Annotated in this window: 19 protein-coding genes and 1 pseudogene; 10 read left to right on the top strand and 10 right to left on the bottom strand. The window is 56.1% G+C overall.

Annotation, left to right across the window (positions count from 1 at the left end):
* Positions 1 to 3 precede the first annotated feature (3 nt).
* On the top strand, positions 4 to 768 hold the full coding sequence (urtE, locus tag ACVWVQ_RS05555; RefSeq protein WP_414374660.1) for an urea ABC transporter ATP-binding subunit UrtE: 765 nt from the start codon (positions 4 to 6) through the stop codon (positions 766 to 768).
* Between the two features lie 51 nt (positions 769 to 819).
* Here the strand turns inward: urtE and ACVWVQ_RS05550 are convergent, their stop codons facing one another.
* Positions 820 to 2364, bottom strand: a complete 1545-nt coding sequence (locus ACVWVQ_RS05550; RefSeq protein ID WP_457507333.1) for an ABC transporter ATP-binding protein — start codon at positions 2362 to 2364, stop codon at positions 820 to 822.
* Positions 2365 to 2423: 59 nt separating this feature from the next.
* Positions 2424 to 3119 carry a biuret amidohydrolase gene (gene biuH, locus ACVWVQ_RS05545; RefSeq protein ID WP_457507331.1) on the bottom strand — a complete coding sequence of 232 codons (696 nt, stop codon included), beginning with the start codon at positions 3117 to 3119 and terminating at the stop codon, positions 2424 to 2426.
* Positions 3120 to 3310: 191 nt separating this feature from the next.
* On the opposite strand from biuH, the gene mnmH reads away from it, so the two are divergent.
* On the top strand, positions 3311 to 4375 hold the full coding sequence (mnmH, locus tag ACVWVQ_RS05540; RefSeq protein WP_457507329.1) for a tRNA 2-selenouridine(34) synthase MnmH: 1065 nt from the start codon (positions 3311 to 3313) through the stop codon (positions 4373 to 4375).
* On the opposite strand, the gene ACVWVQ_RS05535 is transcribed toward mnmH, so the two are convergent.
* The 3 genes from ACVWVQ_RS05535 to ACVWVQ_RS05525 all read right to left on the bottom strand — a co-directional run bounded on the left by ACVWVQ_RS05535 (position 4368) and on the right by ACVWVQ_RS05525 (position 7393).
* Positions 4368 to 5171, bottom strand: coding sequence for a M55 family metallopeptidase (locus ACVWVQ_RS05535; RefSeq protein WP_457507327.1), 804 nt, complete (start codon positions 5169 to 5171; stop codon positions 4368 to 4370). The two genes, mnmH and ACVWVQ_RS05535, sit on opposite strands and share 8 nt — an antisense overlap.
* 192 nt (positions 5172 to 5363) lie before the next feature.
* A complete protein-coding gene (locus ACVWVQ_RS05530; RefSeq protein WP_457489334.1) occupies positions 5364 to 6398 on the bottom strand; it encodes an adenosine deaminase in 1035 nt (344 codons plus the stop codon).
* A gap of 116 nt (positions 6399 to 6514) precedes the next feature.
* Positions 6515 to 7393, bottom strand: coding sequence for an isoaspartyl peptidase/L-asparaginase (locus ACVWVQ_RS05525; protein ID WP_414390902.1), 879 nt, complete (start codon positions 7391 to 7393; stop codon positions 6515 to 6517).
* Positions 7394 to 7628: 235 nt separating this feature from the next.
* On the opposite strand from ACVWVQ_RS05525, the gene ACVWVQ_RS05520 reads away from it, so the two are divergent.
* Complete coding sequence (locus ACVWVQ_RS05520) at positions 7629 to 9233, top strand: NAD(P)H-quinone oxidoreductase subunit 4 (protein ID WP_414331642.1); 1605 nt, start codon at positions 7629 to 7631, stop codon at positions 9231 to 9233.
* 69 nt (positions 9234 to 9302) lie between these two features.
* Here ACVWVQ_RS05520 and ACVWVQ_RS05515 read toward each other — a convergent pair whose 3' ends face one another.
* Both ACVWVQ_RS05515 and ACVWVQ_RS05510 read right to left on the bottom strand, forming a co-directional pair.
* Positions 9303 to 9899, bottom strand: coding sequence for a Uma2 family endonuclease (locus tag ACVWVQ_RS05515; RefSeq protein WP_457507325.1), 597 nt, complete (start codon positions 9897 to 9899; stop codon positions 9303 to 9305).
* A 65-nt stretch (positions 9900 to 9964) separates the two neighbouring features.
* A complete protein-coding gene (locus ACVWVQ_RS05510) occupies positions 9965 to 10711 on the bottom strand; it encodes a rhomboid family intramembrane serine protease (RefSeq protein ID WP_457507323.1) in 747 nt (248 codons plus the stop codon).
* A gap of 207 nt (positions 10712 to 10918) precedes the next feature.
* On the opposite strand from ACVWVQ_RS05510, the gene ACVWVQ_RS05505 reads away from it, so the two are divergent.
* The gene (locus tag ACVWVQ_RS05505) at positions 10919 to 11593 is read left to right on the top strand and encodes a response regulator transcription factor (RefSeq protein WP_414408845.1); all 675 of its coding nucleotides are present in this window, start codon (positions 10919 to 10921) and stop codon (positions 11591 to 11593) included.
* 85 nt (positions 11594 to 11678) lie between these two features.
* Positions 11679 to 12626, top strand: coding sequence for a hypothetical protein (locus tag ACVWVQ_RS05500; protein ID WP_457507321.1), 948 nt, complete (start codon positions 11679 to 11681; stop codon positions 12624 to 12626).
* Positions 12627 to 12798: 172 nt separating this feature from the next.
* On the opposite strand, the gene psb35 is transcribed toward ACVWVQ_RS05500, so the two are convergent.
* Positions 12799 to 13107, bottom strand: coding sequence for a photosystem II assembly protein Psb35 (gene psb35, locus ACVWVQ_RS05495; RefSeq protein WP_041437432.1), 309 nt, complete (start codon positions 13105 to 13107; stop codon positions 12799 to 12801).
* Between the two features lie 140 nt (positions 13108 to 13247).
* Positions 13248 to 13466, bottom strand: a complete 219-nt coding sequence (locus ACVWVQ_RS05490) for a hypothetical protein (protein ID WP_414374672.1) — start codon at positions 13464 to 13466, stop codon at positions 13248 to 13250.
* Between the two features lie 184 nt (positions 13467 to 13650).
* Here ACVWVQ_RS05490 and ACVWVQ_RS05485 point away from each other — a divergent pair, with 184 nt between their 5' ends.
* Complete coding sequence (locus tag ACVWVQ_RS05485) at positions 13651 to 14928, top strand: cysteine desulfurase (RefSeq protein WP_457507319.1); 1278 nt, start codon at positions 13651 to 13653, stop codon at positions 14926 to 14928.
* Between the two features lie 12 nt (positions 14929 to 14940).
* Positions 14941 to 15036 (top strand): annotated as a pseudogene (locus tag ACVWVQ_RS05480) (IS5-like element ISSoc13 family transposase); the annotation flags it as partial.
* 85 nt (positions 15037 to 15121) lie between these two features.
* On the opposite strand, the gene ACVWVQ_RS05475 reads toward ACVWVQ_RS05480, so the two are convergent.
* The gene (locus tag ACVWVQ_RS05475; protein ID WP_457507317.1) at positions 15122 to 16801 is read right to left on the bottom strand and encodes a SpoIID/LytB domain-containing protein; all 1680 of its coding nucleotides are present in this window, start codon (positions 16799 to 16801) and stop codon (positions 15122 to 15124) included.
* 89 nt (positions 16802 to 16890) lie between these two features.
* Between ACVWVQ_RS05475 and ACVWVQ_RS05470 the strand changes: the two genes are divergently transcribed.
* The 3 genes from ACVWVQ_RS05470 to ACVWVQ_RS05460 all read left to right on the top strand — a co-directional run bounded on the left by ACVWVQ_RS05470 (position 16891) and on the right by ACVWVQ_RS05460 (position 19087).
* Entirely contained in the window at positions 16891 to 17322 is a 432-nt protein-coding gene (locus ACVWVQ_RS05470) for a DUF1818 family protein (RefSeq protein WP_414358272.1), read from the top strand.
* Between the two features lie 89 nt (positions 17323 to 17411).
* On the top strand, positions 17412 to 18224 hold the full coding sequence (locus ACVWVQ_RS05465; protein ID WP_457507315.1) for an FAD binding domain-containing protein: 813 nt from the start codon (positions 17412 to 17414) through the stop codon (positions 18222 to 18224).
* Positions 18225 to 18652: 428 nt separating this feature from the next.
* Positions 18653 to 19087, top strand: a complete 435-nt coding sequence (locus tag ACVWVQ_RS05460; RefSeq protein WP_457507313.1) for a type IV pilin protein — start codon at positions 18653 to 18655, stop codon at positions 19085 to 19087.
* Positions 19088 to 19112: the final 25 nt, after the last annotated feature.

Genomic DNA, 19112 nt, shown 5'->3' with positions numbered 1-19112 from the left:
CCCATGCGCAGGCCCATGAATACGGAAAACGCGACCGCAACACAAAACTTATCCCGAGATGGATCCGGGCCTCTCCTGGAGGTCTCCAACTTGAGGGTTTACTATGGTCAGAGTTTAATTGTAAAGGATCTCTCTTTTAAGATCTTTCCCGGCCAAGCGGTTTGCCTTCTGGGCCGCAATGGTATGGGCAAAACCACCACACTTAAAGCCCTGATGGGACTTCTGAAAGACTGCACAGGCAAAATTGCTTTTGAGGGCCGTCCTATCAACCATTACCCTCCCAATTGGCGAGCCCGTGCCGGTATCGGCTATGTGCCCCAAGGTCGAGAGATTTTTCCCCGCTTAACGGTTGAGGAAAACCTGCTGGTGGGGCTAGAAGCGGCACCGGACAGAGAACGGATCATACCTGAGTTTGTCTATGACCTATTCCCAATTCTGCGTTCTTTTCTTAAACGGCTGGGTGGGGATTTGAGCGGTGGGCAGCAGCAGCAACTGGCCATCGCCAGAGCTTTGGTGGCGGAGCCCAAACTTTTGCTCCTGGATGAGCCTACAGAAGGGATCCAACCCTCCATCATCATCGAGATTGAAGAAGCCATCACCCGTATTCAAAAGGAGCGGGGCGTTTCGGTGTTGCTGGTGGAGCAGTATTTTGAGTTTGCCCAAAGCCTAGCCGATTATTTTTATCTCATGGAGAATGGATCCCTTATCATGGAGGGGCCGACCAACCAGATGGATGAAGAAAAAGTTCGGGCTCACCTCTCCATTTGAGGGGAAGCCATGTCATATTCACTGCTGATTACTTACCAAATCACTTAATGCTTAATGTCCGCCCATCTTGTGGCCAACTTCTTTGAGATCCACGCTGCTGATAGGACTTTCATAGACGATCCGACCGCCCGCCATCACCAGCAAACGATCGGAGAGCTTGAGAAGCTCGTCCAGATCTTCGCTGATCAGCAAGACGGCAACTCCTCGGTTACGAGCATCCACAATCTGCGAGTGAATGTAATCTAGTGCCGCAAAGTCCAGACCAAAACAAGGATTGGCGGCGATCAAAATTTGTGGATCTCCGGCGAGTTCCCGTGCCAAAGTGGCTCGCTGGACATTACCCCCCGACAGGTGGCTGATGGGAGTTTGGGCTGCAGGCGTTTTCACCTTAAATTGCTCGATTAACGCGCGGGCAGAGCGCCAAATCTCTTGCCAGATCAACATCCAACCTTTGGCCATAGGATCCCGGTCATAACGACGCAGGGCCAAGTTTTCGCCAACGCTCATGTTGGGGATCGAGGCATTTCTCAGAGGTTCCTCCGGCAAACAGCAAACCCGGTGGCGCACCATTTCTGCGCGGGTGGCCCTGTACAGTTGCCCGTTGATCTTGATCTGCCCGGCTGTAGCCATCCGCTGCCCGGCCAAGACTTCCATCAACTCCCGCTGGCCGTTGCCGGAAACGCCGGCAATTCCCACAATCTCACCTCCATGAACAGTCAGGGTCACCCCCCGCACAGCGGGCAAGCCATTGTCCTTGTCAGCCTGGATCCCTTCAATTTCCAGCAGAGGGGATCCCCCTTTGACCAAGGCTTTCTCCAACTGGATCTGCACCTGTTGCCGGCCCAGCATCATTTCGGCCATTTCTGCTGTGGATAAATCTTTCACTTGTCCATGGCCGGCCAGCTTCCCACGTCGCAACACCGTCACCTCATCGGCAAAGGCATTCACCTCGCGAAACTTGTGGGTAATGAGCAATACACTCAGGTCGCCAGCTTCCACCGAACGACGCACAAGGCCCAAGACTTCGTCGGCTTCCTCTGGCGTGAGCACAGAAGTAGGCTCGTCCAAGATCAGGATCTTGGTGTTCAAATAAAGCTGCTTGAGGATCTCGACCTTCTGCTTTTCTCCTGCCGATAGTTCGGAAACAAAAGCCCGCAAGTTGACTTGGAAAGGGGCTGTTTCCATAAAATCTGCCAGCTTTTTTTCCTCTTCTTTCCAGTCAATCACCAAAGGCAAATCTGGGCGGGCCAAGACCAAGTTTTCCGCCACAGTCATGGCGGGTACAGAGGTGAAATGTTGGTACACCATGCCAATGCCGTAGTGATAGGCATCCCGTGGGCTGTGGATGGCACGAGCTCGTTTATCAATGCAAACATCGCCAGAGTCAGCATGATAAAAGCCCATCACGCACTTGACGAGGGTGCTTTTCCCGGCTCCGTTTTCCCCAAGTAAGGCATGAAGGGATCCCGGCTTGAGTTTCATCGAGACGTGGTCTAGGGCCAACAGGGATCCAAATCGCTTGGTGAGGTTGACGACCTCCAGTTCCGGGGGGGCTTTCCGTGCTGTTGAGATTTCAGTTTGGGCAGTGGTAGTCATGGTTGGTCAAGATCTCCTGGTTTGGGTGTCTCACGTAAAGACACGTAAAGAAACGAGGTCTAGTCGGTTTTGAGTTCCTGAAGTACTGCTATCAGGGCACCTGAATCGGCAACTGCCCCGAAAACCCCCCCTTGCATCTGGATCATCTTCAGAGCAGCGAGATAATTTCCGTAGTCTGTGGCACCTGTGCAATCGGATAGCAACAAACATTCATAGCCCCGGTCGTTGGCTTCTCGCATGGTGGTGTGGACGCATACATCGGTGGTGATGCCCGTCAAGATCAGGTTTTGGATGCCTTTGCGCCTCAGGATTAAGTCCAGATCGGTGGCATAGAAAGCGCCTTTGCCCGGCTTGTCGATGATCACCTCCCCTGGCAGAGGAGCCAGTTCCGGGATAATTTCCCAGCCGGGTTCTCCTCGCACTAGGATGCGCCCACAGGGACCGGGATCCCCAATGCCTGCCCCAATGCGTTGACTGCGCCAGCGCTTGTTTTCCGGCAAATCTGATAGATCGGGGCGATGGCCTTCGCGGGTATGCACGATGAAAAAACCCAGGGCTCGCATTGCCGCCAAAACCCGTCGGATCGGCTCTATGGGGGCACGGGTGAGGGAAATGTCGTAGCCCATTTTGTCTACATAGCCACCTACCCCGCAGAAATCGGTCTGCATATCGATGACGATCAGGGCGGTGTTCTCAGGCCGTAAGTCACCGTTGTAGGGATAGGGGTAAGGTTCTGCCGCAATATGGGATCCCATAGCACCTCTGGCAAATCAATTCAATAAAGAGCAAAGAAAGAGCAAAAGCCCAATCAAGAGGGATATCCAACCCAAGCCTTCGGGTCACCCTGCGCTTGACCTCGGCTCTCCCAAGTTAAAGCTGGGGCGGTGAGCCTTGGCCAGAACCCTGCCAAGATAGAACACAGCTTGCCATTTCTATCCGCAGGTTTGTGTCTCCTCCGATTCACTTCACTGCAGAGCCCTGGCTGCACACCTACAGCGAAATTATCGATGTGCGCTCTCCGGCAGAGTTCGCAGAGGATCATTGGCCGGGAGCCATCAACTTGCCTGTACTCTACGATACAGAACGGGCGGAGGTGGGCACGCTCTACAAGCAGGTGGATCCCTTTACAGCCCGCAAACGAGGGGCAAGCTTGGTGGCCCAGAACATCAGTCGCCACTTGCAAACCCATTTTGCCGATAAAGATCGCGATTACCGGCCCCTAATCTACTGCTGGCGGGGAGGGCAGCGCTCTGCCAGCTTGGCGTTGGTGTTGTCCCAGGTGGGCTGGCAGGTTACGGTTTTGCAAGGTGGCTACAAAACCTACCGGGCCTGGGTGCGCCGACAGCTGCAGATCTTGCCCCAGGAATTTACCTACCGAGTGCTCTGCGGACCAACAGGGAGCGGCAAAACCCAGTTGCTTCACCATCTGCGCCAACAGGGATCCCAAGTTCTCGATCTGGAAAAGCTGGCCTGTCACCGGGGATCCCTCCTGGGGGCCGAGTGGGGGGTGCCGCAGCCCAGCCAGAAGAGCTTTGAGAGTCAACTGGTGCAGGTTTTTCTCCGGTGGGATCCCGCCAAGCCAGTCTGGGTAGAAGCTGAGAGTGCCAAAGTGGGCCAGCTCCATCTGCCGCCTGCCCTTTGGCAAGCCCTTACCCAAGCCGACTGTGTCGAAGTGCAGTTGCCTCTAGAGGAGCGGGTGAAGGGGTTAATCGCCCACTATCCCCACTGGATTGCTCACCCCCAAGCGCTGAAGGAAAAATTGCTGCCTCTGAAGTCCCGTCTTGGCCAGGCCCGCCTGCAGCGTTGGTTTGAGCTGATCGACGCCCAAGACTGGCCGCAGTTTGTGCAGGAGTTGCTGGAGCAGCACTACGACCCCACCTATCGACACGGGCTGCAGCAAAACTTCAATCGCCTTCGGGCCCGGATTGAGCTGTCTGACCTTTCCGAGACCAGCCTCAGGGAAGCTGCTGCTCGCCTCATCGAGATGCCGCTTGGATCCCTGGCTAGGTGAGCACGATAAACTCCAAAGCCCGCAACACCTCAAACCACTCGGAAACTTCCAGCCGAACCGTGGAATCGGCAATCCACCGGCAGCCGGGATAAAAAGACTTGCGGTAGGCGCGAGCGGGATCCTTGTAGTCCACTTCCAATTGAAAGTGATCCGGCAGTGGGCGAGGACGGTAGGCCGACAGCCGCCTCAGGGATCCCTCTACACCTTGGCGGATGGCCTGTAGAACCTGCTGCGGATGTGGCGTAATGACCGACTGGCCTATCCCTTTGTGGGTGACCACCGTCTCGATGTGGGCGTCATAAGCTTTCGCTGCGGCACACACCTCCGCATCTCCGGCTACAAACACAACTGGGACTCCCTCATAGGCAGCCGTGAGGCTGACCAGGTGAAACTCGGCGATGGCCTGGCCGTTCAGCCGGATTTGGCTAACTTCGGTGGTGTAGGTGTGGGCGAGGGGGTTGGCAGCAGATCCGGCGCGGGCATGGTAGCCGATTAGGAGCAGGGCATCGTAACTGCGATCCAACTCTTGCACCATACAGTAGGGGTGGCCGCTCCAGCCGCGGATGAGTTGCACCGGCTCCGGCAACCGTTCGGGGATGAGGTTCCGCCCGGAGTCATGGGCATCTTTGACTGTGATCTGCGTGGCTCCGGCAGCCAGGGATCCCTCACAAGCCGCGATCACTTCTCGGGTCATCTGCTCTCGGAATGGCTCGTAACCCGGCTGGCCGATGGTGGCCTCATCCCAATGGCTGATGCCGGCGATCCCTTCAATATCGGCACTGATATAGACCTTCATGCTTGGCTCAGTAGACTCAGCATTGGATTCTGTTGGGCTTCATCCACCCTCGGATGCCCCTCAGCATCGCTCCGGGCAAGGGATCCAAGCGGTTATTTCCCTTGCGAAAGCTGCCCCTGTCTCTGTTACGGATCCCTTCCCTATTCTCAAGAAGCTCGGATGAAGAATAAAGACTCCGTCCCGCTGAGGGGATCAGAGAGCCACCAAAGAAGCAGATACCCCCTGCTGTAACTCCGACAACAATGAGGCCGGACGCCCCTTGTAGGGCCAGGCAAAAGCGTGACGAAAGGCTGCTTCCTGGCAGTGTTTGAGCTGCTCGAAATCGATGATGTCGTGGGTCAGCAGGTTCTCGTACTCAAACGGCAGGCGTACATTGTGCAAGCCGGCGTTGTCGGTGCAGATGGCGATATCCACCCCCGCCTCAAAGCAGCGGTCAAACACAACCTTGAGGGGCTCCAAACTGGGCAGGGTTCCCGTTTTTAGATAGGTGGTGGGACAAACTTCTAGGCATTGTCCTCGCCGCGCCAGCTCCGGCAGCAATTCTGGATAGTGGAGGGGGATCTGAATGCCGTGGCCGATCCGCGAGACATAGGGCAGTAACTGCGGGTAGCAGCCATCCAAAGTTTCGTACAGGTGGGCAGTGGTTTTCAGGCCCCGGGCCAGCGCATACTTGAACAGCTCAATCCACTCGTCCATCCGTTCACCGTAGGGCTTGTCTCCTCCGGCCAGGTCGATGGCACACACATACTCCGACTCGGCGGCAGCTTCCACCATGGCTCGGTTGATGTGGCTGGGCAAGCGCGAGTGCAAACAGACGATCTGGGTGGTGACGATGGGATACTCTCGCTGTTGACTGGCTTGTCCTACCGTCTCGATTACCTGGCGCATCTGCTTGAGGCGCTCCGCCTCATCCAGGCTGGGATCCGTGCGCAGGTAGGGGGTGTAGCGAATCTCTAGGTAGGCCAGATCCTCAAAGATGTAGGCTCCCCGCAGCAGGCGGTAGATAAAATAGGGCAGGGTTTCCAGGGTCTGCACCTGTTCCACCAGCGTGTGCAGCTCCAGGTAATCCTCGAGGGTGTTGCGCGGGCGGGTGTAGAACTCCTCAAACTCGGCATAGGTGGGAAAGCGCTCTGCCAAAGGGGATCCCTGGCGGTGAAAATAGCGCCACAGAATTCGGGGGACAACCGAACCGCCCAAATGACGGTGCAACTCCGCGTGAAGTGCCATAAACGCTCTACAGTGGCCCGCCAGGGGGCAGACTTGGTTTGTTTAAGTACTATCTCTACTCTTATCCAACCGCCTCAGGCTTGTCCAGGTCTAAGCCCGCAAGCCCGGTTGGCAGCCTAGATCGTCAAGCCGATCCCCTGCCCATCGTGATAGGCGGCCAGCAGTAGGTCGGTGGTGGTATCCCAAGCAATCTCGCCCGAGCGCGATAGAGCAATGGCCCCAAAGGAGCGGCGACGTTGGCGGGCCTCTTGAAAAGACTTGGCCATGGCCGCTTTCAGGCTGAGGCCATCTTCCACTCGAATCACAATCCGCGCCGCCAAGCTCTCATCCAAAATATCTTCCCCGACACCAGTACAACTGACCCCCGCCGCCGCACTGGCATAGGTTCCCGCCGGAGTGGCCGAATCGCTTACTCGCCCCACCCGTTCAAACCCCCGCCCGCCGGTGGAGGTGCCGGCACAGATTTGCCCCTGTTGATCCAGGGCCACCGCCCCCACCGTGCCCATGGCCAGAGCGGTGAGAACCCTGGTCGGGGGATGGGTTTGACGCAACTGCACCCACTCTTGAACCCGCTTGAGAGTGGCCGGATCATAGACCGGCAACTTCAGTTCCCGCGCCAGCTCCGCTGCCCCTTGTTCGGCCACCACGCGATCCGGGCTTGATTGCAGAGCCTGGGCCATGAGGATGGGATGCTGAACTCGGCTGACGTTGATCACCCCGCTAAAAGACTGGGTGGCCCCGTTCATGAGAGCGGCGCTCATGCGGATTTGCCCATCCGATTGCAAGACCGACCCCGTCCCGGCATTGTAGAGCGGATCATCCTCCAGCAACTGGCAGGCATGCATCACCGCCGCCTCGGCACTCTGCCCAGCCAACAGCAGCTCGTAGGTGCTCTCCACCACCTGCTGCAGGGATCCCCTCACTTTTTCCAGGCTGCTTTCCCCTTCCAGGGCGCTGCCGGCTCCGCCGTGGATGATCAGTTTGGGCTGAGGCATGATGAGATCGGTTACCTTGTGAGAACAGTGGAAGACTATATTTCGATTTTCGGGTACAACATCCACCCATGCATCTGCTCCATCCCAGGGATCCCAACGCAAAGGGAGAGGGAGCCTTAAGATAATCCTGTAGATTTGCTAAGCATAGATACTCAAGGGCGATTCTGGTAAAGGGCTGTCGGATTGCAGCCGGCAGGGATCCCCCTGATGGTATGGCACAAGCGAGGTTACATCCATGGCGCTGCCCAGCTTGCACGAGTTTCCTTGGCTGACCACGGTCATCGCTTACCCTGTGTTGGCCGCCCTATTTATTCCCCTGATCCCAGCACCGGCTGGGGATCCCAGTACCCGCGCCTACGCACAAAAGTTGGCCGAGCGGATCCGCTGGTTTGCTTTGTTCATTGCGGTCACGGATCTGCTGATTCTGCTGGCCGGCTTCTATGTCGGCTACGATCCCGGCCAGACAGGTTTGCAACTGCTGGAGCGCTACACCTGGGTACCCCAAGTGGGCTTGAGTTGGTCGGTGGGGGCTGATGGCCTCTCCATGCCCCTGATCCTGCTCACGGCGTTTATCACTACCCTAGCCATCTTGGCCGCTTGGCCGGTCACCCTCAAGCCTCGCCTCTTCTACTTTTTGATGTTGGCCATGTACGGCGGGCAGATCGGGGTGTTTGCCGTGCAGGACATGTTGCTTTTCTTCCTGATGTGGGAATTGGAGCTGATCCCGGTGTACTTGCTCCTCTCCATTTGGGGTGGGGCAAACCGCCTCTATGCGGCCACCAAGTTCATCCTCTACACGGCCCTCAGCTCCCTGTTTATCCTGGTGGCAGGTCTGGCTATGGCCTTCTACGGGGATCCCATCAGCTTTGACATGACGGATCTGGCCCACAAGACCTATCCACTCACCTTCCAACTGCTGATGTATGGGGCCTTCCTCATTGCCTATGGGGTGAAGCTGCCCATTTTCCCCTTGCACACTTGGCTGCCCGATGCCCACGGCGAGGCCACTGCGCCGGTGCACATGTTGCTGGCCGGGATCCTGCTCAAGATGGGGGGCTATGCCCTGATGCGCATGAATGCGGGCATGCTGCCGGATGCTCATCTTTACTTTGCGCCAGTGCTGATCGTGTTGGGGGTGGTGAACATCATCTTTGCCGCCCTCACCTCTTTTGCCCAGCGCAACCTGAAACGGAAGATCGCCTACTCTTCCATCAGCCACATGGGCTTCGTGCTCATCGGTATCGGATCCCTGACGGAGATCGGCATGAGCGGCGCCATGCTGCAGATGATCTCCCACGGGCTGATCGGGGCCAGCCTGTTCTTTTTGGTGGGGGCCACCTACGACCGCACCCATACGCTGGAGCTGGAGGAAATGGGCGGCGTTGGCCTGAAGATGCCCAAGATCTTCTCCATGTTCACCGCCTGCTCCCTGGCTTCGCTAGCCCTACCCGGCATGAGCGGCTTTGTGGCCGAGATCATGGTGTTTATCGGCATGGCCACCACCGATGCCTACTCTCTCCCCTTCCGGTTGGTGGTGGTTTTCCTGGCAGCAGTTGGGGTGATCCTGACCCCCATCTACCTGCTGTCGATGTTGCGGCAGATTTTCTTTGGCCCAGAGAACAAAGAGCTCACCGAACACGAAGAATTGGTAGATGCTGAGCCACGCGAGGTGTTCATCATCGCCTGCCTGTTGATCCCCATCATCGGCATTGGGCTCTACCCCAAGCTGGTGACCAGCCTCTACGACCAATCCACTAACGCTTTGGTGGCGCTGCTGCGGCAGGAGCTGCCTCAAACTGGTGAGACGGTTGCCCAAGCTCCTGCCCTCTACAACAACTGAATAGTAATGTTGAATAATAATGTTGAATTGAGATGAGAACTGAGGGTCGGAAAGGGATCCACTCCCTTTCTATCCCCTATTGGGCTTGCGGCCCTCACCAGCTTGAACTTGCATCCAGCCAAACAAAGTTGCAATTGTCAGTTGGATCCCTGAGGCGAAGGCGGGAGCGGGGATCACCTCTTGGGGATCCTCATGTACTGTCGGCTGCTGCCCGGCAGGGTAGGCGAAAACAACCCTTTCTTCGGGATCCACCACCCACCCCATTTGGCAGCCGTGATCCAGGCCGATCAAGATTTTTTTGACCAGCTTCATTGGATTTTGATCGGGAGAGAGAATCTCGATCATCCAATCCGGGCAAAAGGGGATGAGATTTTGAATGGTGCCATCTTCATCCACAGGGATCCGATCCCAGGGGATCACAGAAATATCGGGCACAATCGCGTATCCGGCGAAGGTGCAGCGCAGCTCTGGAAATGCCATTCCCAGTTGAGAAGGCTCCAACATCTCGTTAATGAAGCTACCCAGTTTTAGTTGGAGACGGCTATGTTTTCCCTGTGGCATGGGCTTCTGGATAATTTCTCCCTCGATGAACTCGCTGGCGGGCTGAGTTTCCGGCTGTTGTAGAAAGTCTTCCAGAGTTAGAGGCTTGGCAGATAGACTGACCATGGCTTTCTCCGATCACGCTGCTATCCGATTAACAATAGACTGAGAAAGTATCAAAGCTGATCAAATCAAAACAGATCCCTGTCACGTTGTTGCCAAGTCATTTGGCGGTCATAAGGGCTTTTGCCGGAAAACAACCCCATCAGCGGCCCCAAAATGGCCCCAAACACAAAACCGCCCGCATGGGCCCAATAGGCAATCCCCCCACCCTGCATACCGATGTTGGTAGGCGTCTGTAGGCTGGCAATGCCGTAGAAAGCTTGCTGGATGAACCAAAAGCCCAGGAACACCCAAGCTGGAATGTAGAGGGTTGTGATAAAAGTACCCAAGGGCACCAAGGTTAGGATCTCGGCCCGTGGAAAGCGCAAAATATACGCTCCCAATACGCCGGCAATGGCACCACTTGCCCCCAGTGAAGGAATGGGGGATCCCATGTCGAAAAACCACTGCGTTAATGCAGCCAAAGCTCCGCAAGCCAGGTAAAAGATGAGGTAGCGCACATGGCCCAAGCGATCCTCAACGTTGTTGCCGAAAACCCACAAAAAAAGCATGTTCCCGCCAATGTGGAGAAAGCCCCCATGCAGAAATTGTGAGGTGAATAGGGTTACCCATTCTGGACGCGACGAAGAGGTGATCTCCCCTCGAAAACTGGCCGTCAACTCTATCGGTACCACTGCCCACTCCCGGAAAAAAGCTGCCAGCTCTTGTGGCGACAGGGTTAGCTGGTACAGAAAAATTAAGATGTTAACGATCACCAGGGCATAAGTGACATAGGCTGTGCGGGTGGTTGGGTTGCGATCTTGCAGGGGTACCACAGTTAAGATCCAGTCGACGTCACCCTCTAGCCTAGCCTGTTCTTTTCTGCCCCCCCAGGTTCACCTCTAAACCCCTACCTGAGGCTACACTGGGGTAGTCGGCTGGGAGCTATGCTTGCAGACGGATCCCTTGCCGACGAACGCATCTCGGCCAAGCTCGCTCGGCAGAGAATGGACTACAAGATAAGGATTTAGAGGAGTGGATTGATGCCCGAGGTTGAAAGCCCCACTGCCCCGCTCAAGTTTTTGATCGTCGAAGATCATCCAGAGGTGGCCCAGAACAACTGTGAGTGGCTGCAACGGATTGCAGCCGATGCTCAGTGCATTACGGTCACCAATCCCATGGACGCCATCCTGCGCCTGCAGCGGGAACAACCAGACTTGGTTGTAGCCGATCTGCTCTATGGTCAAACCAGCGGAGAGCAGTCTGCCGAGCCTGGCCTAGAGTTCCTGCGCCATATCTTTGAGAACTACCCCACCTTGAATGTGATGGCCTATTCCAGCGAGCCGCTGCTGCTCACTCCATTGGTGGGCCTGATCAGCAAACACCAGGGTGGGTTTGCCGCGGTCAACAAAATGGAACGGCGCACCGTGTTTTTGGAGGGGGCCAAAAGTGCCCTCAATGGAGAATTGCGCATGCCGCGGGAGTTGCGCGGTCTTACGAAGCTGACAGAACGAGAAATTGAGGTCTTGAACTTGCTCTGCAAAGAAGCCCTCACCGATCAGGCCATCGCAGATCGCATTCACACCAGCAAGAAGACCGTACAAAACTGTATCCAGAGGCTCAAAGAAAAGTTGGATATTTTCGGCTCTGAGGATGAGATCAATGCTCGCGTTGCCATGTGTATGACAGCCGTTCAGAAAAAGATTATCCAGTGGTGAAACAGAATAGATTATGAGTTTGTCTCTAAACACTACTTTGGCATAGATTGCCAATGGAGCTTATCCAAGAAGTGAGGGGGGATAAGTGATGTTATTAGAGGCCGAGACAAAGCTGGTACGGGATAAGTCACTGGGATACCTCGTAACAACAGAAGAAACGCCAATCGAGAAATGGAGCCCTTTTACTTTGCTGATGCGTGTTGTGTCGGTATCTTTATCTACATTGCTACTTATTGGACTTCCTATCTTCGCAGTTCTATCGGCAATACTTTCTGCCTTAGGGACATGGATCCCTAGCACTTTGGCCAGTGGCATACCTCCTATTGCTATGGCTTTTTCTGGATTGTTGGGTGGTTTATCGATGCTTCTTTGGTACTATTGGTACTCAAATCAACCCTATAAATCTAGGGTTGTTATTTTGAGCAATGGCTTCATTTATCATGACATCTATCGTGACATCCTAGGAAAGCAGAACAGACTTGCCTATAGGTATAACGAAATTGTCTCAGTGAACGTGGACTTCAGTAAGAAGAGTGTCGGTTTTGTCAAATCAGAATGCTACCCATACTACAGCTACTACATCAATTGCCAAGGAAATCCTGTCGTATCTATATCTTCCCCGTCTTTGCCTTTGATGAGGTATGTAGCCAGCTACATTTGCTCCACGCGCTGGAAAGGCATGAGAGAAGCAATTGAGCGTGGACAAGAGGTTTCATTTGGATGCGTTGCCATAAGTAGGGAGTACGTTAGAGTCAAGGATTTCGGTTCTTCAGAGCGATTGTTATTTAGGATCCAGGCTATCAAAGAGATTAAGCTGTGCATTGATAGTGAGGATGGTTACGTATTCCGCCTGGAGTTTATCTCAGGGTCTAGGTCAACAAAGAGCTCTGATTGTTACTTCCGCTGTGACAAGGTAGATAACTTCCATCTATTTTTCAAGACACTCAAGCTTGTGGGTATCCCTATGAACCTTTCTGAGCTTCCAGCACGTCTCACCTTTGAGAATCATATTAGACAGGCAACAGATGGCTAGACACCAACCGAATGGAGGAGGCACCGATCTTTGGGTACAGCCTTTCCAGGAGATAAGCGAGGTAGTACTGCACGGCAAAGACAAAGAGCACGCATGAGGAAAAAGCAGGCTTCCATAGCTTCCGCCTTTATTTCCTCGAGACGACTGGGCGCCGGACAGCTTTCAACTTGGATCAGTGGATCCCCAGTGCAGAGGCAAACACGCTGTGGCCCACTATGGCCTCTACCACAACACTGATGGCAAACCCCAGCATGGCCAGCCGTCCGTTCCATCGCTCGGCCTTCTCCGTCCAGCCAATCTCCCACTCCGGCGGGGTATCGCCATCTTGACCGTACTGCGGCACATACCGCGGGCGACTGGCACTCTCCCAACCGGCAGGGCGCTTGGAGTTGAAGAAAGCCATCGAACCAATCACAACAGCAGCCACCAACCCGGCCACCATTACGGCAATGTAGGGGAGGAAGGGATTGTCAAGCATCATTGGATTGTCAAGATAGGGATTGAAGGAGGGTGAAAGAGCTGGATGAAAGGGTAGAGCCATAACATCTCAAAGCCGAAGAGAAACTCTCTGAGATGCCCGATGTGGCTCTACCGAAAAGTTCTTTGACAGATTATTGCAGGTTATTGCAGACCTAGCCACTGGGCGAGAGTGCTGGCAAAAACACTGTGGCCCAACGCCGCTTCCGTAGCGATGCTGATCACCAAGCCCAACATGGCCAAGCGTCCATTCCAACGCTCTGCTTGCTCCGTCCAGCCCGGAATCCAGTCGTTGGTGGTGTCGTAGTACTGGGCAACAGAAGCGGAGTCCAGACGAGAAGGGATTCTGGGAGACGATTGCATTGCTAATACCTCGTATTGGTTGCTGTAACCAAACTTAACACAAAGTTACATTTTGTGACAAGCTTCGCTTTCAGGTCAGGGAGGAAGGGATCCCTGGATGCCGGAAGGGATTGGGCGGATGGGTTTGCCGAAGGCTGGCCGGAAGCGATGTCATACTGAGGGAAGCAGGCTTTTTTCGCAGACCATGGCGGTATCCCCCCTTTCTTCTCTCAAGCTTGATCATTCTTTCGATCTGGCTGCCCAGGTGCGGTCAGATTTTCCGATTTTGCAGCGCCAGGTCAACGGCCACCCGCTAATCTACTTTGACAATGCCGCCACTTCTCAAAAGCCACTGGCGGTTATGCAGGCGATGGATCATTACTATCGACACTGCAACGCCAACGTGCATCGTGGGGTCCATACGCTGAGCAACGAAGCCACAGATGCCTATGAGGGGGCGCGGGAAAAGATCGCTCGGTTTGTGAACGCGCCTTCTCCTCAGGAGATCATCTACACCCGCAATGCCAGCGAAGCCATCAATCTGGTGGCCTACAGTTGGGGCTTGAGCCATCTGGAGCGGGGGGATGAGATCGTCCTCTCGGTGATGGAGCATCACAGCAACCTGATCCCGTGGCAATGGGTGGCCCAGAAGACGGGAGCCCACCTCAAGTTCATCCAGATCACGCCAGAGGGAGAGCTGGATCTGGAGCACTGCCGGTCTTTGCTCAGCGACCGCACCCGCTTGGTGGCGGTAACCCAGGTCTCCAACATGCTGGGATCCATCAACCCCGTTCAGGAGATTACTGAACTGGCCCATCGTTACGGAGCCAAGGTTTTGCTGGATGCCTGCCAGAGCGTGCCCCACATGCCTGTGGATGTCCAGGCGCTGGATTGCGATTGGCTGGCCTTTTCGGGGCACAAGATGTGTGGCCCAACGGGGATTGGCGTCCTCTACGGCAGGCGGGAGCTGCTGCGAGCGATGCCCCCTTTTTTGGGTGGGGGAGAGATGATCGCCGATGTGTACTGGGATCACGCCACCTATGCGGATATCCCCCACAAATTTGAGGCTGGTACGCCGGCGATTGCCCAGGCGGTGGGGCTGGGGGCAGCCGTAGATTACTTGAGCCAGATCGGTCTGGAGCGGGTTCATGCCCATGAACAAAGGTTGATTACCCACCTGTTGGACGGGATCCAGCGCATAGCGGGTATTACGGTTTATGGCCCCAAGGATCCGGCGCGACGGGCAGGGCTGGTTAGCTTTTCGGTGGAGGCTGTCCATCCCCATGACCTGTCTACTTTGCTGGATGAGCAAGGCATTGCCGTTCGAGCGGGGCACCACTGCACTCAGCCTCTCCATTGCTATTTGGGAGTACAATCCACTGCCCGAGCCAGTGTTTACCTGTACAACACGTTGGCGGAGGTGGATCGCTTTTTAGACGTGTTGGCAGAAGCGGTGGAGTTCTTCGGCGCTGCCCTAAGCTAGGTCGTGTTGATCTTAAAGCAGTACCGACATCTATTTTCTCGTTTTGACAAATTGGCAAGAAACTTCTTGAGTTTTCTCTATCTCGTCAGTGCTCTCTTTTGGCTCAAATATAAAGATCAACACAACCTTGCATTCCTCCCGACCCTCGCCCTGTGGGCAGAGGGCAGGGCTCCTGTGGCTTCTAGCTGAATCTCTAGCGGACGGAGTAGGCTGCTGAGACGGCAGGCAACTGCAGGGAGAGGGATCCCAGCGGGGCCAAGGTGGTGCCGGGGTAGTAGAAAGCCAGGATTTGTGCCGCGTTAAACCCCTGCCGAGCCAGGGTATAGGAGCCATACTGGCTCAGGCCCACCCCATGGCCAAAGCCGCCACCGATGAAGCGATAGCCTGCCAATCGCTCCCCTTGTTTCAGAGGCTCTATCCGAAACAGGGTGCTGTACAGGCGAGGAAAAGCCAAGCGCACCTGATCTTTGCGCAAAAGAATGGAGTGGATCCCTTCTGCCGTCTGCAAGTCCAATTGCATCACCTGCACCCGGCCACTGGCGGAGCGCTCCAGGATCTGTATCCCCGCGATGCTGCTCCAAGTGGGCATGGGGATCCCCAGGTAGTCTTGGCCGGCGCGCAACTGGGTGTTCAGCTCCTCCAGAGATAGGGAGAACTCCCAGCGGAATAGGCGGGATACCCCTGCTTCGTTGAAGCCCTCTCGTTGGGCCAAAAACGCCTGGAAGCTGCTCTCCTGCCGCAAATCCAAGGGCTTACCCGGTTGATGGGCAATATCCGCTTGCCGGCGCAGGTAGGGGCGCGGATCCCCGTCCCAAACATCTTCAAAGGCCGCCGAGATGCCGCCATTGGTAGAGGAATAGACAGCATCCACCAGCTCGCCATTGTAGGTGAGCACCAGGCCACTGGTTTGGCGAATGGCTTCGTCTGCCCGTGGGTGAGTTCCGGTCAACCCCTTGTAAACCTGGCAGTGGGTATTGGCACAGAGCTGATAATCGTCAACCTGAAAGCGGTGGAGGTTCTTGAGGGCGTAGGTGCGCGCCAAAATCGCCTGGGCGGCCATCGCGGCAAAAGGGGCCCCTGGCCCCACCTCGTGGGGAACTACCCCCCGCAAATAGGTTTCCAGAGGCACGGCATTGACCACAGTGTAGCTGCCGTAGGCATTGGGCTGAAAGGTGATGGATCCGGCATAGTAGTGGTCGTTCACCCGTAGATAGCCGGCATCAGAGGTCACCCTGAGGCGGGTGCGGTGGTAGCGAAAGTGTTCATGGATCCAGCTCAGCTCCGCCCGTTCTCGCCGCTCCTGCACCTCGAGCCGCACATGGGGGATCCCTTCTTTCTGGGCATACTGCTGAATCTGGGCCAGTTGTTGCGGGGTGTAGGCGCGGCTGGCCCACACCTGCCATTCTTGCGGCTGGGCGATCTCGGTGCTGATGCCCAGAGACTGCCAATGGTTGGCATTGGCCTCGGCACTCTCAAAGCTTTTGTGGCTGCTGAGAATTAGACGATATACGGTTTCCGGGGAGGTCAGGGCGCGATTGACAATGCCAATGCTGACCCGAGGCGTTCGCTGCGTTTGGGTGCTGCCGTCTGCTTGGGCAAATTCCAGGGTGAGAAGGGATCCCGTCGGCGCTGCCAGCTCCACCTGATCCGTCTCAGAACGGCCAAAGCGTTGCACAATGCCTATGTGCAGGATTGGGTTTTCGGGGGTGGCCGCCGTGGCAAAGGTCTCTTCGCCAACGCCGGTCGCGTCGGCGGCATGGAGCGCCAAGGCCGTCAGCAACAGGCCCAAGCCGGAAATGAGGGTGCTCTGCTTGCAGGACGAAGTCCTTGAAAACCGGCGAGGTTTGGCAGTGGGAGGCTGACAACTGGCCATGGCCGCTTTATCCTAAAACACACCCTGTCGATTTTACCCGCATCTTTTCTGGCCCACCTGCAGTGGTCGCGTTAGCGGTGCGGAGCACCATGGATGCTTTTCCTCGCATGTCTGTTCCCGACGACGGGTTCCCAATCGCCACGGCGGGACGCCGCCCCTCTTTGCACAAGGGATCCGGCTGGCGGCTGGGCTGGGATCCCACCCGTTCCCCTTTTGTTGCCCTGGTGGGGGGAGAAACCTGGGCGCTGGAGCTCACTCAGGAGGAGTGGCAAGCGTTTGTGCAGGGGGTGCAGCGCCTGCAGCAGGATATGGAGGCCATCGCATCCCAACTGATGGCGGAGGAGAGCATTACGCTGGAGCAGACTTTCCCTGCTTTGACCCTGATAGCCAGCGGCAGCGCCACTGCCTGGGGTCTCTATGTGCAATTGCATCAAGGCCGGCGCGGAGAAGGTTTTTGGCCTGCTGATGTTGTCCCTGAGCTGTGCCAGGCCCTCGCCCAATGCTTTGAGGAAGCTCTCTAGCCCCCTGAAGCCTGCAGTCTGGATCCCTGCCCAGGGTTTTTGGGGCGAAGCTACAACCCCTTGATTCCCTTCAGCGCCTGAGAGAACCGATGGATCTGCACCATCTGCACACCTACATTCGTCCCCGACAGCTTGAGGACTTGACCGCCTGGGATCCCGGCTGGAACTGGCTGGCCGGGGGGACTTGGCTCTTCTCCCAGCCGCAACCCCACCTGCGGGGACTGGTCGATTTGCATCCTCTGGGCTGGAATGAGCTGGAAATCAGCGCAGAAGGGCTAAAACTGGGGGCAACCTGTACCTTCCAGCAACTGCTGCAATACCCTTGGCCGCCCCATTGGCCGGGGATCCGCGCCCTGTGCGAGGGAATGGCATCTCTGGCCTCTTTCAAAGTGGCCCACCTGGCAACGATAGGGGGAAATCTCTGTCTGGCCCTGAGTGTCGGTGTCGTAGCGCCCGTGTTGATCGCCCTTGAGGCCACCTACACGCTGATCGATCTGCAGGGATCCCTGCGCCACATCCCCGCTCAGGACTTTCAAACCGGCCCCCAACAAACTCTGCTGCAGCCGGGGGAAGCCTTGCGATCCATCTGGATCCCGGCCCAACGGCTGCGCGGCCCCAGCACCTTTCAGCGGCTCGGCATCACCCAAACGGATCCCGCCTTGGTGATCGTCGCTGGATCGCGCGATCCCGACTCAGGCAACTATCGCTTCGGGCTCAATGCCGCCCTTTCACCCCCACAACTGGTGCGGCTGGGATCCCGGCCCGATCCAGAACATCTTCCCCAACTTTTGGCAGAGCAAGCCCACGGCTGGATCGCGGATTTTCGGGCCAGCGCCCTTTACCGCCAACGCATGAGCGAGGTATTGATTCGCCGCTGTCTGGCAATCTTGCTCCGAGAGTAAGCCTGACCTCCCTGACCAAATGAGAGAGGATAAATTCATCTGCTGAGCTCCCAAAAACGAATGACCCATGAGAGTCCGCGGCGGCAGCAAGTGCCACCCCACAGACAACCGCGAAAATAGTTCACAGTGAACCCAGCTTTATCTGAGCTTAAAACTTGAGGCCAGTTTATAAAAAACTTACCCACAGTTGATAGCCAGTGAGGTTTTGGATTCAGGAGTTCGCGTGATTTGACAGGGAAAGTTTTGGATCCGCAAAGGGTAACCTGAAACCAAGGAAAGGCTGGAATACTGGGGCAAGCTCCTTTGGGTTTAGCTAAGTGCCTGATTTCTCCCGAAGCGGGACTGGAACTGCTATGAGTCGGTTTTCCCCTCATGAAGTGTATCTCCGGAGAATCCTCTTTCGTCTGGCCACTGCGGCTCCTCGTGGCATGACATTGATCGAGTTGCTGGTGGTCATCGTGATTGTCGGTACTCTCTGCGCGGTGGCCATTCCCAACCTGCTCAACCACATTCGCCGCTCCAGAGTTGCTGAAGCCCAAACAGCTTTGGCGACCGTTGGCCGTGCTTCGGAAATCTTCCGCATGGATTTTACGGTTTATCCTTCCAGCTACGCCGATATTCAATTCGGAGGGATCCACGGGGATCGTTATCTGCAAGATCCCTGGCAAGCCCCCAACTATCGTCTCCCCGAAGTTGTTCCTCCCACTCCTGGCCCAGCTGGCATGCGTTGGATGACGGAGTCTCACACCTACACAGCTGCTGGTGGGGATCCCCTGCGCTGTGACATTGGCCTCGGGGATCGCCAGCAAGAGGTTCTGGTCTCTGGCTACGACCTGCACAACTCCTGCAACCTTTATCATTGACTTGCCTGGGCGAGATTTGGCGGCT

Source organism: Thermostichus sp. MS-CIW-36 (assembly GCF_054059035.1).
Note: the sequence above shows the minus strand (reverse complement) of the source record. Positions and strands in the feature narration are given on the sequence as shown.